Raw genomic sequence first — 15,309 nt, forward strand, 5'->3', positions numbered from 1 at the left:
AATTGTGGGCCGTGACCTCGCCGCCACCGCACTCACCAGACAACAGCAGTTGCGCGGGGCGAATCAGCCGGGTGGCTGGTCTTCCAGCATTTTATTGAGCAGGAACATCAGTGCTATACGTTCGGCCGGATTGAGCGCGCCGAAGGTTAATTCTGTGATCTTCGCCGCATGCGGCACCGTTTCCCTCAACAGATCGGCACCGGTATCAGTCAGCCCGACCACCACTTTGCGCCGGTCGACAGGATCCGGCATAACGGTGATCAGTTCACGCGCTTTGAGGCGCTCGACAATGCCGCGAATGGTGGCCTGATCGACCGCCGTCACCTGCACCAGCTCAGTTAGCGAACTCGGGCCCATGTCACGCACCGCGCACAGGGTAATAAACTGCACCGCGGTCAGCTGCGAATCGCCAACGTTCTGCTGAAAGATAGCCACATGGCGCTGGTAAACCTTACGAAGCAGGTGCCCGACTTGTTCAGTAAAATGATAATTTTCGGTCTTGCCGTTTTCTGCAGCCGGGTATTCGGGGGGCGTCATTGCGTTACTCTCACCATCTATGGAAACCACCGAGAATAGTACAAACCCCCGCGTTTAGCAGCAAGGTTAGCCCTGGCTTACTCGGGACGCCGCAGGAGCCACCACTTCGCCATCCGCGACTACCGTCGTGCCGTCCAGGCTAATGTCGCAATGGCGCAGCGCGATATCCATGTGGCACGGCGTTTTACGCGTACCACCGACTTCGGTATTCGGCCCGGTGGAAAAAAGGAAGTTGCCGTAGAAAGCACGTGCATCCATACACATCCCGTCGTTTTTGTCGTGCAGCCCCATCGCCGTCCACTGTGCACGTGGCTGTAAGCCCCAGCCGATGTGCGAGATGCCGTACACTTCCGGATCGTTGAAATATTTCATGTACTCCCGAAGATATTCCGCCTCAAACCCCCCGTGAATACGCGTCACAAAGCCCTTGTCTATCTCCAGCGTGATCCGTTCCCGCGCATAGCACTTGAACGGCAGCAGGATATCGCCCACATCCAGCACCAGTACCCCTTCGGCCTGTTCCTCATTCGGCCAGGTGAACAGGAAGCCGCTTGGCCAGTGATCCCAACGTCCCGGTTCGTCGGCGTAACCGTATTCGGTTACCGTGGGGTATTGCCCCAGCGGGGCGCGAAAATCGCTGCCGGCGACAGATTTCACCTGCATTAATTTTGCCTGTTCCAGCACGGCAGCCGCCGCCAACACTCGCGCTTTGTCTTCCGCATTAGGCAACATCCGTGCCAACACCTCCGGCGGCTCGACCGCCAGCAAAATACGCGTGCCGGTCTTAAGGATTTGCTCCTGCTCCGGCGAGTGCAGCAACATCATGGTGTCGACCACCAGATCGGCGGCCTCCAACGCGCGCTGAGCCGCATGGTTGCCGGTCAATGCCGTATCACCGCAATAAGCAGTCATGTCGTTGCCCATGGCGCGCGGATGGTTAAACGAGGGCAACTCCACCGCATAAACCTTAGCGCCCAATCGCAGTGCAGCATCGGTAGCTGCGCGTACCGTGCGCACATCGGAATAGTGACTTTTCAGGATCGCCACGCTTTGCGAAGCATCAACCTTTGACAGCGTAAGCACCTGCTCGAACAGCTGAACCAACTGACTATCATTGACCGCCATGCGGTATCTCCTGTTTTGCCTAAAGGGGTCGACGCGCCCGGCGCCAACGAGGTTATTTTGTACAAATTACAGTGAATACACTCTTTTAATTATCTAAGACTAAAAACCCACCGGAAGCAAGAAGCCCGAGACACCTATAAGCAAATCCTATTTTAAGCCCTTACCATCCTGTGATTAACATAAGATTAACAGAAAATGGCGACCGATTAGCGTGAGCCAAGTCAAAATTAACACTTGTGCAACTTTGCGTTATTTAGCGTATACACTATAAATCGATTATCCGTTATCGCAGCGGATGGCAGGTAAAAAAACCAACAGTCAGGGGAAAAATGATGAGCAAACAACAACGCATTGCCGTAGTCGGCGCCGGTTTGGGTGGCGCCGCCGCCGCCGGTCTGCTGCAAAAAGCGGGCTTTACCGTCGACCTGTACGAACAGAGTCCGGTGTTTTCACGATTGGGTGCCGGTATCCATATGGGGCCAAACGTATTGAAGATTTTCCGCCGTCTCGGCATTGAACAACCCTTGGAGCAAATGGCGTCTCACCCGGACTTCTGGTTCAGCCGCGACGCCGAAACGGGTGATTATCTATCTCGCATCGAACTGGGGGCATTTGCCCGCAAAGAGTACGGTGCCGCTTACGTGACGGTACACCGCGGCGATCTGCAGGCCTTGCAGATGGCGGCACTGCAACCGGGCAGCGTGCATTTTGGCAAGCACCTGAGCAAGATTGAAGAGCGCGAAAACCATGTGGTGCTGAATTTTGCCGACGGTACTCAGGCCAGTGCAGACATCGTGATTGGCGCCGACGGCATCAATTCCCGCATTCGCGAACACCTGCTGGGCACTGAAGCCCCTACCTACAGTGGTTGGGTGGCGCACCGGGCGTTGATCCGCGGCGATAAACTGGCCAAATACAACCTGAGTTTTGAAGACTGCGTTAAATGGTGGTCGGCGGATCGTCACTTGATGGTCTATTACACCACCCAAAAGCGCGACGAATACTACTACGTCAGCGGCGTGCCGCACCCGGCATGGGATTTCCAGGGCAGCTTTATCGACAGCAGCCGCGAGGAAATGTACGAAACCTTCGCTGGTTATCACCCGATTGTGCAGGCATTGATCGAGTCCAGCGAACAGGTCACCAAATGGCCGTTGCTGAACCGTAAACCGCTGCCGTTGTGGAGCGAAGGCCGCATGGTACTGCTTGGCGATGCCTGCCACCCGATGAAGCCGCACATGGCTCAGGGCGCAGCCATGGCGATCGAAGACGCCGCCATGCTGGCGCGTTGTCTGCAGGAAACCGGCCTGACCGACTATCGCACCGCTTTCCAACTGTATGAAGCCAACCGCAAAGAGCGGGCTTCTCGCGTGCAGGCGGTATCCAATGCCAATACCTTCCTGCGCACGCAGGAAGATCCCGCCTGGGTTTACGGCTATGACCTGTACGCGCAAACGCTGAAATCGGAGAACGCCGCATGAGCCACTTTCTGTATGGCGCCAACGTGCAGGCCAACGGCATTCGCCAGCACTATCTGCGCTACGGCGGGCAAGGCCCGGTGGTGATCCTGATCCCCGGCATCACCAGCCCGGCGATCACCTGGGGCTTCGTCGCCGAACGACTGGCTGAAAAGTACGACACCTACGTGCTGGACGTGCGTGGGCGCGGTCTATCCGCCAGCGGACCGGACCTGGCTTATGACGCCGAAACCTGTGCCCAGGACATAACCTCTTTCGCTTGCGCTTTGCAATTGGAAAACTACGCCCTGCTCGGTCATTCAATGGGGGCGCGCTTTGCCTTACGCGCTGCCGCGCTCCATCCGGCAGGGGTGCGACGGCTGGTGCTGATCGACCCGCCAGTTTCCGGTCCCGGTCGTCGTGAATATCCGGGCAAGTGGCCCTGGTATGTCGATTCGATCCGTCAGTCACTGTTGGGTATGAACGCCGAACAGATGCGCACTTACTGCCCCAACTGGAGCGAATCGCAGCGCCAACTGCGTGCCGAATGGCTGCACACCTGCTATGAACCGGCCATCCAACGCGCCTATGAAGATTTCCATCAGGTCGATAGTCATCGCGATTATCCCGCGTTGAGCATGCCGACATTACTGATGGTCGCGGGCCTTGGCGGCGTGATCCAGCAGGAAGACGAGGCGGAGATCCGCGCATTGCAGCCAGAGATAACTCTCGCGCACGTTGAAAATGCCGGACATATGATCCCGTGGGACGACTTTGACGGTTTCTTCCGTGCTCTGGGCAATTTTCTGGATTAATTAAGGAGTGGTGTCATGACTAAAAATTACCGTATCGGCCAAATCGTCCCCAGCTCCAACACCACGATGGAAACCGAAATTCCGGCGATGCTGAACGCTCGTCAGCTAATCCGCCCGGAGCGTTTCACCTTTCACTCCAGCCGCATGCGCATGAAACACGTCAGCAAGGCGGAGTTGGCGGCGATGGACGCCGAATCCGACCGTTGTGCTCTGGAACTTTCCGACGCACAAGTCGACGTGCTCGGTTATGCCTGCCTGGTGGCAATCATGTCGATGGGGCTGGGCTATCACCGTGAGTCACAGGCTCGACTGGCACAGGTGACGCAAGATAATAACGCCGGCGCTCCGGTCATCAGCAGCGCCGGAGCGCTGGTCAACGGTCTGAAAGTGCTGGGGGCCAAACGCATTGCGTTAGTCGCCCCCTACATGAAACCCCTGACCCAAATGGTGGTGGACTATATCGAGCACGAGGGTATTGAGGTCAAGGTATGGCGGGCACTGGAGATTGCCGACAATCTGGCCGTGGGACGCCATGACCCGGCCAAACTGCCGGGCATTGTCGCCGAGATGGATCTGAACGACGTTGACGCCATCGTGCTGTCCGCCTGCGTGCAAATGCCGTCCTTACCGGCGGTGGCTACCGTTGAAGCACAAACCGGCAAACCGGTATTGACCGCCGCCATCGCAACCACTTACGCCATGCTGACCGCACTGGAGCTGGAGCCGATCGTTCCCGGCGCAGGTGCCCTGCTGTCCGGCGCCTATTAAGGAGCAACTATGGCATCCGCAGCCGATAACTCACTCACCGATAATTACAGCGGCGTCTGGGGCAACCGCATCGGCTTCGGCCGACATCCGGCCCTGCTGATGATCGACTTTATGCAGGGCTACACAACCGAGGGTGCACCGCTGTTCGCTCCCGGCGTGGTCAGCGCGGTCGACGAGAGCGTGGCGCTGTTGGCCACCGCTCGCCAAACGGGAATTCCGGTGATTCACACCAATATCCGCTATCATGCGGGGCATTTTGCCGATGGCGGCATTTGGGTGAAAAAAGCTCCGGTTATGAAGGACATGGTGGAAGGCAACCCGCTGGCGGCTTTTTGCACGCAGGTAACTCCTCTGGCCGCAGAAGTGGTATTAAGCAAACAGTATGCCAGCGCCTTTTTCGGCACCTCTTTGGCCCCGATGTTGGTGGCGCTGGGCGTCGATACCCTGCTGTTGGCCGGTTGCTCCACTAGCGGCTGTATCCGTGCCAGCGCAGTGGACGCGGTACAGCACGGGTTCCGCACCATCGTCGTGCGGGAATGCGTAGGCGATCGTCACCCCGGGCCGCATGAGGCCAATCTGTTCGACATCGACAGTAAATACGGTGACGTCGTGACTAAAAAGGAGGCCCTCGATTATCTGAACCGGCTGTAACCCAGAGCTTCACCTGCACGGAGAGCTGAACAATAAAGAAGGCGCGGAAAGCGCCTCAAAAGCAAACACACAACGCTCCTCCTCCGGAGGCCACCATGCACCACCTGGAGACATCATCATGGCCATTGTTGAAACCCCGTTAACCGGGAAAGCGGGAGCAGAATCGCTTCTGTACCGCAAAATCACCTGGAAGCTGATCCCGTTCCTCTGTTTGTGCTATCTGGCCGCCTATCTCGACCGCATCAACGTCGGTTTGGCCAAGTTGCAGATGGCCGACCAATTGCAACTTAGCGAGGCCGCCTTCGGGCTGGGCGCCGGGCTGTTCTTTGTCGGCTATATCCTTTTTGAAGTGCCGAGTAACCTGATCCTGCAGCGCGTCGGCGCCAAGGTGTGGATTGCCCGCATCATGATCACCTGGGGCCTGCTTTCCGCCTGTACGATGTTTGTCACCACCCCCAACCAGTTTTACATCATCCGCTTTTTACTTGGCGTAGCGGAAGCCGGCTTCCTGCCAGGAGTACTGTATTATCTGACGCTGTGGTTCCCGACTTACCGTCGCGGCCGCATCATTGCGCTGTTCATGATCGGCCTGCCCCTGTCTAGCGTGCTTGGCGGCCCGCTGTCTGGCTGGATCATGGGACATTTTGATATGCGCCACGGGCTGCACGGCTGGCAATGGCTGTTTCTGCTGGAAGGCATTCCCAGCGTATTGTTGGGCGTACTCACGTTCTGGGTGCTGCCGAACAACTATCGACAGGCCAAATGGCTGTCCGAGGACGAAAAACAACGCATTGCAGACGATCTGGCCCAGGACGACGCCGAAGCCAGCCACAGCAAGCACAGTTTTCGCGACGGTTTCTTTAACCTCAAAGTGTGGATGTTGGGTGGCATTGACTTCTCGATCCTGCTTAGCGCCTATGCCATGGGCTTTTGGATGCCAACCTTTATCAAGACTGCCGGCGTGACCAACATCACTACCATCGGCCTGCTGACTGCATTACCGAGCGTAGCTGCCCTGCTGGGGATGTTGCTGATCGGTACCAGTTCCGACCGCATGCGTGAGCGTCGCTGGCACATCATCGTGCCCTTTATTGTCGGCGCGATGGCGATGGCCGGCAGCACGTTCTTCACCCATAACGTGATCGCCACGGTGTTGCTGTTCTCTGTTGCGCAGGCCGCAATCATCGGTGCGGTACCGGTGTTTTTCAGCCTGCCGGCCACCTTTCTGCGCGGCACAGCAGCGGCAACCGGCTTCGCGCTGGCCTGTTCGCTGGCAAACATTGCCGGGTTAGTGAGTAACTCGCTGATGGGGCTGGCATTGGACCTGACCGGTAAAAGCGGCGGCGCTCTGTGGGCATTCGCCGGGTGTCTGCTGATCAGTTCATTGCTGGTAGTTGCATTGCCTGCCAAGGTGGTTAACCGCTGAGGACGTTGGGCCCCGCTCGCGGGGCCTGACTTATTGGCAACCACAGGATCGGTCTGCCATTTTTGTGCTTGATTGCTCACGGGCCAAAATATCCGGCGCATGATAGAGCCTCGTTTCAGCTATGTCCCGACGAAAAAAAGGACGCAAGAAACTTGCGCCCTTCTGGGAGTTTTGGGTTATGCCGCGAACTGTTATTCGTCTTTAAGACCGCGGTTGATCAACATCGGCTCGATGCTCGGTTCTTTACCGCGCCACTCGACGTACAACTTCTCCAGATCCTGGCTATTGCCGCGTGACAGCACCATATCGCGGAAACGCTGGCCGTTCTCCGCCGTCAGCCCACCGTGCTCGCTGAACCACTGGAAGGCGTCATCCGCCAGCATTTCAGTCCACAGATAGGCGTAATAACCGGCGGCATAGCCGTTACCCCAGATGTGTTTGAAGTAGCTTGAGCGATAGCGTGGCGGCACGTAGCTGAGATCGATCTTGTCTTTCATCAGCGATTCGGCTTCGAATTTATCCACGTCCTGCTGCGGCTGATCGGCGCTCAGCATATGCCAGTGCATATCCAACAGTGCCGCAGACAGCAGCTCGGTCATGTCGTAGCCCTTGTTGAACTTGTCGGCTTTTTTGATTTTATCGACCAGTTCCTGCGGCATGGCCTCACCGGTTTTGTAGTGTTTGGCGTAATGCGCAAAGACTTTAGGATCGCTGGCCCAGTGCTCGTTGAACTGCGAGGGGAATTCGACAAAATCACGTGCGGTATTGGTACCTGAAAGGCTTGGGTACTCCTGATCGGCGAACATACCGTGCAACGCATGACCAAACTCGTGGAACATGGTGATCACGTCATCGTACGACAGCAATGCAGGCTGACCCGGTGCCGGTTTGGTGAAGTTGGCGACGTTGTAAATCACCGGTTTGGTGCCTTTCAACTTCGACTGTTCGACGAAGTTGCTCATCCAGGCGCCGCCGCCTTTGTTGTCGCGTTTAAAGAAGTCGGTATAGAACAGCGCCATCGATTTGCCGTCTTTATCGAACACCTCATACACGCGCACGTCCGGCTGGTAAACCGGGATATCCTTACGTTCTTTGAAGCTGATGCCATACAGCAGGTTGGCGGCATAGAATACGCCGTTGTTCAGCACGTTATCCAATTCGAAGTAAGGTTTGATCTGCGATTCATCCAGATCGTACTTCGCCTTGCGCACCTGTTCGGCATAGAACTGCCAATCCCAGGCGGCAACCTTGAAATCGCCTTTCTGCTGGTCGGAAGCCGCCTGAATGTCTTTGGCTTCACGTTCGGCACGCGCAGTGGCTGCCGGGACGATATTACGCATGAAGCTCAGCGCCGCATCCGGCGTTTTGGCCATCTGGTTTTGCAGTTTCCAGGCGGCATAGTTCGGGAAGCCCAGCAGCTTGGCCTGCTCGGCGCGGACTTTGGCCAGGCGGGCAATCGTCTGGCGAGTGTCGTTGCCGTCACCCTTTTCTGCCCGGTTCCACGAAGCGTCAAACAGCGCCTTGCGGGTGTCTCGATTTTTCAGGCTTTGCAAATCCGGCTGCTGGGTGGTGTTTTGCAATACCAGTAACCACTGCTTGTCCAGCTTACGCTCACCGGCGGCCTGAGCGGCAGCGGCCAGTTCGCTCTCAGACAATCCGTCCAACTTACCCTTGTCGGCGATAGCCAGCGCACCGTCTTTGGTCGCCGCCAGCAGCTTGTTGGAGAACTGGGTACTCAGCGTCGCCGCTTCCTGGTTCAGCGCCTTCAGCTTGGTTTTATCGGCGTCGGAGAGATTGGCCCCCGCCAGCTCGAAGTTTTTGTAAGTGACTTCCACCAGGCGGCGAGATTCCGCATCCAGCTTCAGCGCATCACGCTGCTGATAAATCGTCTTGATACGCGCGAACAGCTTGCTGTTGAGCATGATGGCATCGTCCAGCGCCGCCAGCTTCGGTGAGCTTTCTTCATCCAACTTTTGCAGCGCGTCGCTGGTGTTGGCCGAGGTCATGGCACTAAACACGTTCATCACGCGCGACAGCAACGCCCCAGACTGTTCCAGCGCCACGAAGGTATTTTTAAAATCAGGCTTGGCCGGGTTGTTGGCAATCTTCTCCACTTCCTCCAGCTTTTGCTTGATACCGGCATCAATTGCCGGGGCGTAGTCGCTCTCTTTAATCAAATTGAACGGCGGCGCCTGGAACGGCAGGCGACTTTGGTAGAAGAACGGGTTCTGGTTCTTTTTATTGTTGTGCTGGTTGGCTTCACCGGTCACGTTAGCCTCCTTCGCCTGACCACTCGGCAACGCGGTGTGGTCAGCGTGCGGGTTAGTTTCTGCTGCCTGTGCCTGCGAGCTCAGCGCCATGCCGATCGCCAACACCAATGTAGATAAACGCATCAAATCGAAACTCCTCCATGTTCACAGAATAAATTGCGCGGGAACCCCAGTTCCCAGGCCACATCCTAGCTTAGGCGCAGTTGGCAGTTTGAGCAAAAACAAGTGATTAGAATGTTGAGTTGGCCTAAGCATCAGGCTTTTGGCCTTCGGTTTAATGAAAACCTTTTCAGCGTAAACCTTGCCCGTAGCAGGCAATAACCTCTCCGGCCACCGCCACCGCGATCTCCGCCGGCAGTTTGCCCTTCACGTCCGGCAGGCCCAGGGGGCAGCGCATGGCGGCGATCGCCGCTTCGCTGATGCCGCGTTGGCCGAGCTTGTATTCGAAGCGTTTGCGTTTGGTCAGCGATCCGATCAGGCCGAAGTACCCTGCGTCGCCACGGCGCAAAATACGCTCCGCCAGCGCCAGGTCCAGCGCGTGATCGTGGGTCATCACGATAAAGAAACTGCCCGGCGGCATGGCGTCGACGATCTCCAGTGGCTCATCGCTGATTTCTTGCTGCACCCCGGCGGGAATAACCCGCGGGAATTCCGCCGCGCGGCCGTCCACCCAGCGCACCCGGCACGGCAGCGTGGCGAGGATATTCACCAGCGCGCGCCCGACGTGGCCGGCACCAAACAGAGCGATCTGCGGGCGCGGCGATATCATCGGCTCAAACAGCACGCTGGTGGTGCCGCCGCAGCACTGGCCCAGTCGCGCCGCCAGCGGGAAACGTTCCAGCCGTAACTGGGGCGCAGCCTGTTGCAGCATTTCGCGGGCAATCGCCAATGCCTGAAACTCCAGATGGCCGCCGCCAATGGTATTCACCGCACGTTCGGCGGTTACCAGCATTTTGCTACCCCGGTTGCGCGGCGTGGAGCCCAGTTCGTCCACCAGCGTCACCAATACGCAAGGTTCACCGCGTCGCCGCAGATCGGCCAGTACTTCAATCCATTCATCCATCGCCGTTCTCCCGCGTCAATTCAGTGACAATGTCACTTGCCAGCATCTGCTGCACGCCCCACAGCACCCGTTCCGGCGTGGCCGGTGCGTCAATGTTGGGTTGCAGGCGGTAATCCGCCAGGCTGGCGACCGCGTCTTTGATTGCGCACCATACCGAAATGCCCAGCATAAACGGCGGCTCGCCCACCGCTTTGGAATGAAATACCGTATCCTCGGGGTTTTTGCGGTTTTCCAGCAGCCTGACGCGCAAATCGGCAGGCACATTGCCGATAGCCGGGATTTTGTAGCTGGCAGGCCCGTTCGTCAGCAACTTCCCTTGTTCGTCCCACACCAGCTCTTCGCTGGTCAGCCAGCCCATGCCCTGCACAAAGCCCCCCTCGACCTGACCGACGTCGATTGCCGGGTTCAGCGAGTCGCCCACGTCGTGCAGGATGTCGGCGCGCAGCAGTTTGTACTCGCCGGTCAGGGTGTCGATCACCACCTCCGCGCAGGCCGCGCCGTAGGCAAAGTAATAGAACGGGTGACCGCGGGCCTGGTCGCGATCGTAGAAAATTTTCGGCGTGCGGTAATAGCCGGTGCTGGCGAGCGAAACCTGATTGAAATACGCCTGCTCAACCACCTGCTCGAAGCTGAAATAACGCTCGGCCACTTTGACCTGGCCGTTATTGAAAATAATCTGCTCCGCACTGACCTGATGCTGTTTGCTCAGCATCTCGATCAGCCGCTGTTTAATGATCAGCGCGGCATTCTCCGCCGCCTTGCCGTTGAGATCCGTGCCGGATGACGCCGCCGTCGGCGAGGTATTCGGCACCTTGCCGGTATCGGTAGCGGTAATTTGAATACGTTCGATGTCCACCTGGAACACTTCGGCGACAATCTGCGCCACCTTGGTGTTTAGCCCCTGGCCCATTTCGGTGCCGCCGTGGTTAAGTTGAATGCTGCCATCGGTGTACACCAGCACCAACGCACCTGCCTGGTTAAGGAAGCCGGCGGTGAAGGAAATACCAAACTTCACCGGCGTCAGCGCCAGCCCTTTTTTCAGGATTGGATTTTGCATGTTGAACTGCCGGATCGCCTGACGGCGGGCCTGATAATCGGCACTTTGCTCCAGCTCTGCGGTGATTTCCTGCAGCAGGTTCTGCTCCACCGGCTGGTGATAATGCGTAACGTTGCGTTGATCCTTGCCGTAATAGTTGGTTTTTCGCACCGCCAGCGGATCGAGCGCCAGATAGCGTGCAATATGATCCATAACCTGCTCAATCGCCATCATGCCCTGCGGCCCGCCAAAGCCCCGGTAAGCAGTATTGGAAGCGGTATGCGTCTTACAGCGGTGGCCGGTAATCAGCACATCTTCCAGAAAATAGGCATTATCAGCGTGGAACATGGCGCGATCGACGATAGAACCCGAAAGGTCGAGCGAATAACCACAGTTGCCTGCCAGGCTGATTTTCACCCCGTGCAGCAGCCCGCTGTCGTCGAAACCTACGTCATATTGAATATAAAACGGGTGGCGCTTGCCGGTGATCAACATGTCATCGCGGCGGTTAAGGCGCATTTTGACCGGTCGCCCGGTGAGATGCGCCATCACGGCGCACAAACACGCAGGACCGGCAGCCTGCGTTTCCTTACCGCCAAAACCACCGCCCATGCGCCGCGTATCGATTGTCACTCTGTGCATTGGCAGGTTGAGCACCGAGGCCACCAGCTTTTGGATCTCGGTCGGGTTCTGAGTCGAGGAATACACCAGCATGCCGCCGTCCTCGGCCGGCATCACCGACGCAATCTGGGTTTCCAGATAAAAGTGTTCCTGACCGCCGACATGCAGCTCCCCCTGAATGCGGTGTTTCGCCTGCGCCAACGCGCGGTCGGCGTCACCCCGTTGATGACGATGTGCTTCCTGTACCAAGAAGCCTTCCCGTAAAGATTGAGTGACGTCCAACCGTGCCGGTAAATCCTGATAGGTCACTTTAATCGCCTGAGCGGCACGCCAGGCAATTTCCGGATCTTCCGCCGCCACTACCGCAATGACCTGTCCGACGTATTCCACCTTATCTTTCGCCAGCAGCGGATCGCCGTGCGTTAAAGGGGCGATATCCAGTTCGCCCGGTACGTCCTGCCAGCTGATCACCCTTACCACGCCGGGAAAGTCGTAACATGCTGACAGGTCCAGCTTTTCGATCTGCGCATGTGCCCGTTCGCTCAGCCTGGCCGCCAGATGCAATTGGTTCGGAAACTCAAGCCTGTCGTCGATGTATTGCGCTTCACCGCTGACGTGCTTGTCGGCACTCTCGTGCTTGCGGCTGCGGCCTACGCCGCTGGTTAACGACTGGCGGAAACGTTCTGCCAGGTGTTCCTGGGTGTGTTCGGTCCCTTTGCGATTACTCATGAGCGGTCACCTCTATTGCCAGCTGCGGCGCTGTCAGCGCAATGAAGTAGCGACGCAGCAGGTTTTGTGCCACCAGCAAACGGTAAGCGCTGCTGGCGCGGAAATCGCTCAGCGGCGTAAAGTCCTGCGCCAACGCCTGTGCCGCTTGCTCAAGGGTTTCTCGCCGCCAGGGCTGCCCAACCAGTTGCTGCTCACAGAGTTCGGCGCGTTTCGGGGTCGCCGCCATGCCGCCGAACGCCACGCGGGCGCTGCGGATAACGCCTTGATCAAAGGTCAAATTGAAAGCGCCGCACACGGCCGAAATGTCGTCTTCCAGGCGTTTGGAGACTTTCCAGGCACGAAAGTCCGCCGGTGCGCTGGCAGGCAGTACGATACTTTCAATAAATTCCCCCGGCTGCAGTGCGGTTTGGCGGTAGCCAAGGAAGAAGTCGTTCAACGGCAGTTCACGCTGGGTAGCACCACAGCGCAGGATCAGCAGCGCGTCCAGCGCCAGCAATAAGGGCGCACCGTCGCCAATCGGTGAAGCATTGGCAATATTGCCCCCCAACGTGCCCTGATTGCGGATCTGCTGGGAAGCAAAACGCGCCAGCAGTTCACCAAAGGCCGGATGATAGTTGGCCAACATCGGATACAAATCACTCAAGGCGGCGCCGGCGCCAATCACCAGACGATCGCCCTGCCAGCTTACCTGCCTGAGCGCCTCAATTTGGCCAATAGCGATGATCAGCGGGATATCCTGATGCCGCTGGGTGATTTCCAGCGCCAGATCGGTCCCGCCGGCCAGCAGCTTGGCCTGCGGGTGCTGTTGATAGAGCCGCGCCAGCTCATCGAGGCTCTGCGGCAGCAAACAGCGCTTGCCGTCAGCCTCCAGCGGCGTTGCGGCACGGATGGCCTGCAGCCGTTGCAGCGTTTGTGGCTGGTGGTGGTCGAAGCTGTCTGGCTGAGGGTTATCGCACGCCTGCTGCGCCGCCGCCAAAATCGGGCGATAGCCGGTACAGCGGCACAGGTTGCCGGCCAGTGCCTGCTGCGCCTGTTCGCGTTGATAGGACGCTGTGTTTTTTTGCAGGCAGAACATCGACATCACGAAACCCGGTGTACAAAAACCGCACTGTGAGCCGTGGCAGTCGACCATAGCCTGCTGCACACCGTGCAATTCCCCCTGCTGTTTCAGATCCTCTACGGTGATTAACTGTTTGCCGTGCAACGCGCTGACGAAGGTCAGACAGGCATTAACGCTGCGATAACGCAGCCGATCGCCTTCCGGCTCGGCCAACACCACGGTACAAGCGCCACAATCGCCGGAGGCACAGCCCTCTTTGGTGCCGCAGCGGCCAAGGTCACGCCGCAGGTAGTTCAGCACCGTGGTGTTGGGATCGAGTGCGGTTTCTGTTTTCAGGGTTTGATTAAGCAGAAACTGGATCATGCCGCCTCCTGGCACTTGGCCGCTCGGAACACCACTTTGCCGTCGACGTAAGTACGATAAACATTGCGATCGTCACCCAGGGTCATCAACACAAACAGTTGCTCCGCCAGTTCGCGGCTGTTTTCATGTCGCAACTTTTGCAGCGGTGACACGGCCGGATCCAGCACCACAAAATCCGCCTCTTTGCCCACGTCGAAGTTGCCGATTTTGTCGTCGAGCGACAGGGCTCGAGCTCCGCCCAGCGTCGCGTGGTAGAAGGCTTCACAGGCGGAAAGCTGATAGCGCTGCAGCTGAGCGACCTTGTAAGCCTCACCCAGCGTTTCCAGCATGTTAAAGGTGGTCCCGGCCCCGACGTCGGTGCCGATACCCAGCCTGACCTGCTTCTGCCAGGCCTTTTGCAGGTTGAACAAACCGCTGCCCAGAAACAGATTGGAGGTTGGGCAAAAGGCGATCGCCGAACGGGTTTGGCACAGGCAATCCCACTCTTGTTCTTCCAGATGCAAACAGTGGGCGAACACGCTTTTCTCTCCGGTCAGCCCGTACTGTTGGTACACGTCCAGATAGCTGCGGCTGTCGGGGAACAACTCTTTCACCCAGGCCACTTCATCAAGATTTTCGCTCAGATGGGTGTGCAGGTAGGCGTCCGGAAATTCCTGGCGCAGCCGCTGCACCTGCTCAAGCAGCGCCGGGGTGCTGGTGGGCGCAAAGCGTGGCGTAATGGCGTAACTCAGCCGCTGTTTGCCGTGCCAGCGCTCAATCAGCGCTCGCGTTTGGCGGTAGCTCTGTTCCGGGCTTTCCAGCAAGGCTTCCGGCGCATGGCGATCCATCATCACCTTACCGGCAATCAAGCGCATGTTCAGCGCCGCCGCCTGGCGGAACAGCGCTTCAACCGACTGAGGATGCACGGTGCCAAATACCAGCGCCGTAGTGGTGCCGTTGCTTAACAGCTGCTGCAGAAAGAATGCCGACATTTTGTCTGAGTGCCGTTCGCAGCAAAATTGGCTTTCTGTCGGGAAGGTATAGTTTTTCAGCCAGGTCAGCAGTTGCTCGCCATAGGCGCCGATCATTTCGGTTTGCGGGTAGTGAATATGGGTGTCGATAAAACCCGGCACGATCAGTTTGTCCGGATAATGAGCGACCTCAAACCCCGGCGGCAACAGCGATTCGCCCTGCTGCCAGCTGCCGAACCAGGCAATCGCGCCTTCATGGAGCAGCATTAACCCGTCAGGAATATGTCGCAGCTGCTGACCTAATTGCTGCGGATGATCCACGCAGGCCGCGATGTCGAAAAAATTGCCACGGATCGCCGTGGTGAATGGCATGTTCATTTTGCTTTCCTTCTCTACCGACCAGCGCACAGCACCCGGCTGAGTCAATTCAGCCTGGAG

Annotated in this window: 12 protein-coding genes; 5 read left to right on the plus strand and 7 right to left on the minus strand. The window is 57.8% G+C overall.

What is annotated here, in order from left to right; genetic code table 11:
• Positions 1 to 63 precede the first annotated feature (63 nt).
• Together ACMGG1_RS12295 and ACMGG1_RS12300 are read right to left on the minus strand one after the other, a co-directional pair.
• Complete coding sequence (locus ACMGG1_RS12295) at positions 64 to 537, minus strand: MarR family winged helix-turn-helix transcriptional regulator (RefSeq protein ID WP_142815246.1); 474 nt, start codon at positions 535 to 537, stop codon at positions 64 to 66.
• A 66-nt stretch (positions 538 to 603) separates the two neighbouring features.
• Positions 604 to 1,662 (minus strand): 2,5-dihydroxypyridine 5,6-dioxygenase, encoded by a 1,059-nt coding sequence (locus ACMGG1_RS12300; protein WP_414160697.1) that lies wholly within the window; start codon positions 1,660 to 1,662, stop codon positions 604 to 606.
• Positions 1,663 to 1,991: 329 nt separating this feature from the next.
• Here ACMGG1_RS12300 and ACMGG1_RS12305 point away from each other — a divergent pair, with 329 nt between their 5' ends.
• The 5 genes from ACMGG1_RS12305 to ACMGG1_RS12325 all read left to right on the plus strand — a co-directional run bounded on the left by ACMGG1_RS12305 (position 1,992) and on the right by ACMGG1_RS12325 (position 6,779).
• Positions 1,992 to 3,143, plus strand: a complete 1,152-nt coding sequence (locus tag ACMGG1_RS12305) for an FAD-dependent monooxygenase (protein WP_314725504.1) — start codon at positions 1,992 to 1,994, stop codon at positions 3,141 to 3,143.
• Positions 3,140 to 3,934 (plus strand): alpha/beta fold hydrolase, encoded by a 795-nt coding sequence (locus ACMGG1_RS12310; RefSeq protein WP_116690531.1) that lies wholly within the window; start codon positions 3,140 to 3,142, stop codon positions 3,932 to 3,934. The genes ACMGG1_RS12305 and ACMGG1_RS12310 overlap by 4 nt, the downstream gene beginning before the upstream one ends.
• 15 nt (positions 3,935 to 3,949) lie before the next feature.
• Positions 3,950 to 4,702, plus strand: coding sequence for an Asp/Glu racemase (locus ACMGG1_RS12315; RefSeq protein WP_414160698.1), 753 nt, complete (start codon positions 3,950 to 3,952; stop codon positions 4,700 to 4,702).
• Between the two features lie 9 nt (positions 4,703 to 4,711).
• Positions 4,712 to 5,353 carry an N-carbamoylsarcosine amidohydrolase gene (locus ACMGG1_RS12320; RefSeq protein ID WP_414160699.1) on the plus strand — a complete coding sequence of 214 codons (642 nt, stop codon included), beginning with the start codon at positions 4,712 to 4,714 and terminating at the stop codon, positions 5,351 to 5,353.
• Between the two features lie 118 nt (positions 5,354 to 5,471).
• The gene (locus ACMGG1_RS12325; protein WP_130015692.1) at positions 5,472 to 6,779 is read left to right on the plus strand and encodes an MFS transporter; all 1,308 of its coding nucleotides are present in this window, start codon (positions 5,472 to 5,474) and stop codon (positions 6,777 to 6,779) included.
• Between the two features lie 191 nt (positions 6,780 to 6,970).
• Here the strand turns inward: ACMGG1_RS12325 and dcp are convergent, their stop codons facing one another.
• The 5 genes from dcp to guaD form a co-directional block, all read right to left on the minus strand.
• On the minus strand, positions 6,971 to 9,172 hold the full coding sequence (gene dcp / locus ACMGG1_RS12330; RefSeq protein WP_130015691.1) for a peptidyl-dipeptidase Dcp: 2,202 nt from the start codon (positions 9,170 to 9,172) through the stop codon (positions 6,971 to 6,973).
• Positions 9,173 to 9,338: 166 nt separating this feature from the next.
• Positions 9,339 to 10,112 (minus strand): xanthine dehydrogenase accessory protein XdhC, encoded by a 774-nt coding sequence (xdhC, locus tag ACMGG1_RS12335; protein WP_262244207.1) that lies wholly within the window; start codon positions 10,110 to 10,112, stop codon positions 9,339 to 9,341.
• Positions 10,105 to 12,498 (minus strand): xanthine dehydrogenase molybdopterin binding subunit, encoded by a 2,394-nt coding sequence (gene xdhB / locus ACMGG1_RS12340; protein ID WP_262244208.1) that lies wholly within the window; start codon positions 12,496 to 12,498, stop codon positions 10,105 to 10,107. Before xdhB ends, xdhC begins: the two co-directional genes overlap by 8 nt.
• Positions 12,491 to 13,921 (minus strand): xanthine dehydrogenase small subunit, encoded by a 1,431-nt coding sequence (xdhA, locus tag ACMGG1_RS12345; RefSeq protein WP_217331217.1) that lies wholly within the window; start codon positions 13,919 to 13,921, stop codon positions 12,491 to 12,493. The genes xdhB and xdhA overlap by 8 nt, the downstream gene beginning before the upstream one ends.
• A complete protein-coding gene (gene guaD / locus ACMGG1_RS12350; protein ID WP_262244209.1) occupies positions 13,918 to 15,249 on the minus strand; it encodes a guanine deaminase in 1,332 nt (443 codons plus the stop codon). The genes xdhA and guaD overlap by 4 nt, the downstream gene beginning before the upstream one ends.
• Positions 15,250 to 15,309: the final 60 nt, after the last annotated feature.

The organism is Serratia sp. BNK-12 (genome assembly GCF_047456085.1).
Taxonomy (GTDB): domain Bacteria; phylum Pseudomonadota; class Gammaproteobacteria; order Enterobacterales; family Enterobacteriaceae; genus Serratia; species Serratia liquefaciens.

Bases quoted from the DNA above. Each gene is read 5' to 3' on its own strand.
- ACMGG1_RS12295 (WP_142815246.1), bottom strand. From the start codon at position 537: ATGACGCCCCCCGAATACCCGGCTGCAGAAAACGGCAAGACCGAAAAT.
- ACMGG1_RS12300 (WP_414160697.1), bottom strand. From the start codon at position 1,662: ATGGCGGTCAATGATAGTCAGTTGGTTCAGCTGTTCGAGCAGGTGCTT.
- ACMGG1_RS12305 (WP_314725504.1), top strand. From the start codon at position 1,992: ATGATGAGCAAACAACAACGCATTGCCGTAGTCGGCGCCGGTTTGGGT.
- ACMGG1_RS12310 (WP_116690531.1), top strand. From the start codon at position 3,140: ATGAGCCACTTTCTGTATGGCGCCAACGTGCAGGCCAACGGCATTCGC.
- ACMGG1_RS12315 (WP_414160698.1), top strand. From the start codon at position 3,950: ATGACTAAAAATTACCGTATCGGCCAAATCGTCCCCAGCTCCAACACC.
- ACMGG1_RS12320 (WP_414160699.1), top strand. From the start codon at position 4,712: ATGGCATCCGCAGCCGATAACTCACTCACCGATAATTACAGCGGCGTC.
- ACMGG1_RS12325 (WP_130015692.1), top strand. From the start codon at position 5,472: ATGGCCATTGTTGAAACCCCGTTAACCGGGAAAGCGGGAGCAGAATCG.
- dcp (WP_130015691.1), bottom strand. From the start codon at position 9,172: ATGCGTTTATCTACATTGGTGTTGGCGATCGGCATGGCGCTGAGCTCG.
- xdhC (WP_262244207.1), bottom strand. From the start codon at position 10,112: ATGGATGAATGGATTGAAGTACTGGCCGATCTGCGGCGACGCGGTGAA.
- xdhB (WP_262244208.1), bottom strand. From the start codon at position 12,498: ATGAGTAATCGCAAAGGGACCGAACACACCCAGGAACACCTGGCAGAA.
- xdhA (WP_217331217.1), bottom strand. From the start codon at position 13,921: ATGATCCAGTTTCTGCTTAATCAAACCCTGAAAACAGAAACCGCACTC.
- guaD (WP_262244209.1), bottom strand. From the start codon at position 15,249: ATGAACATGCCATTCACCACGGCGATCCGTGGCAATTTTTTCGACATC.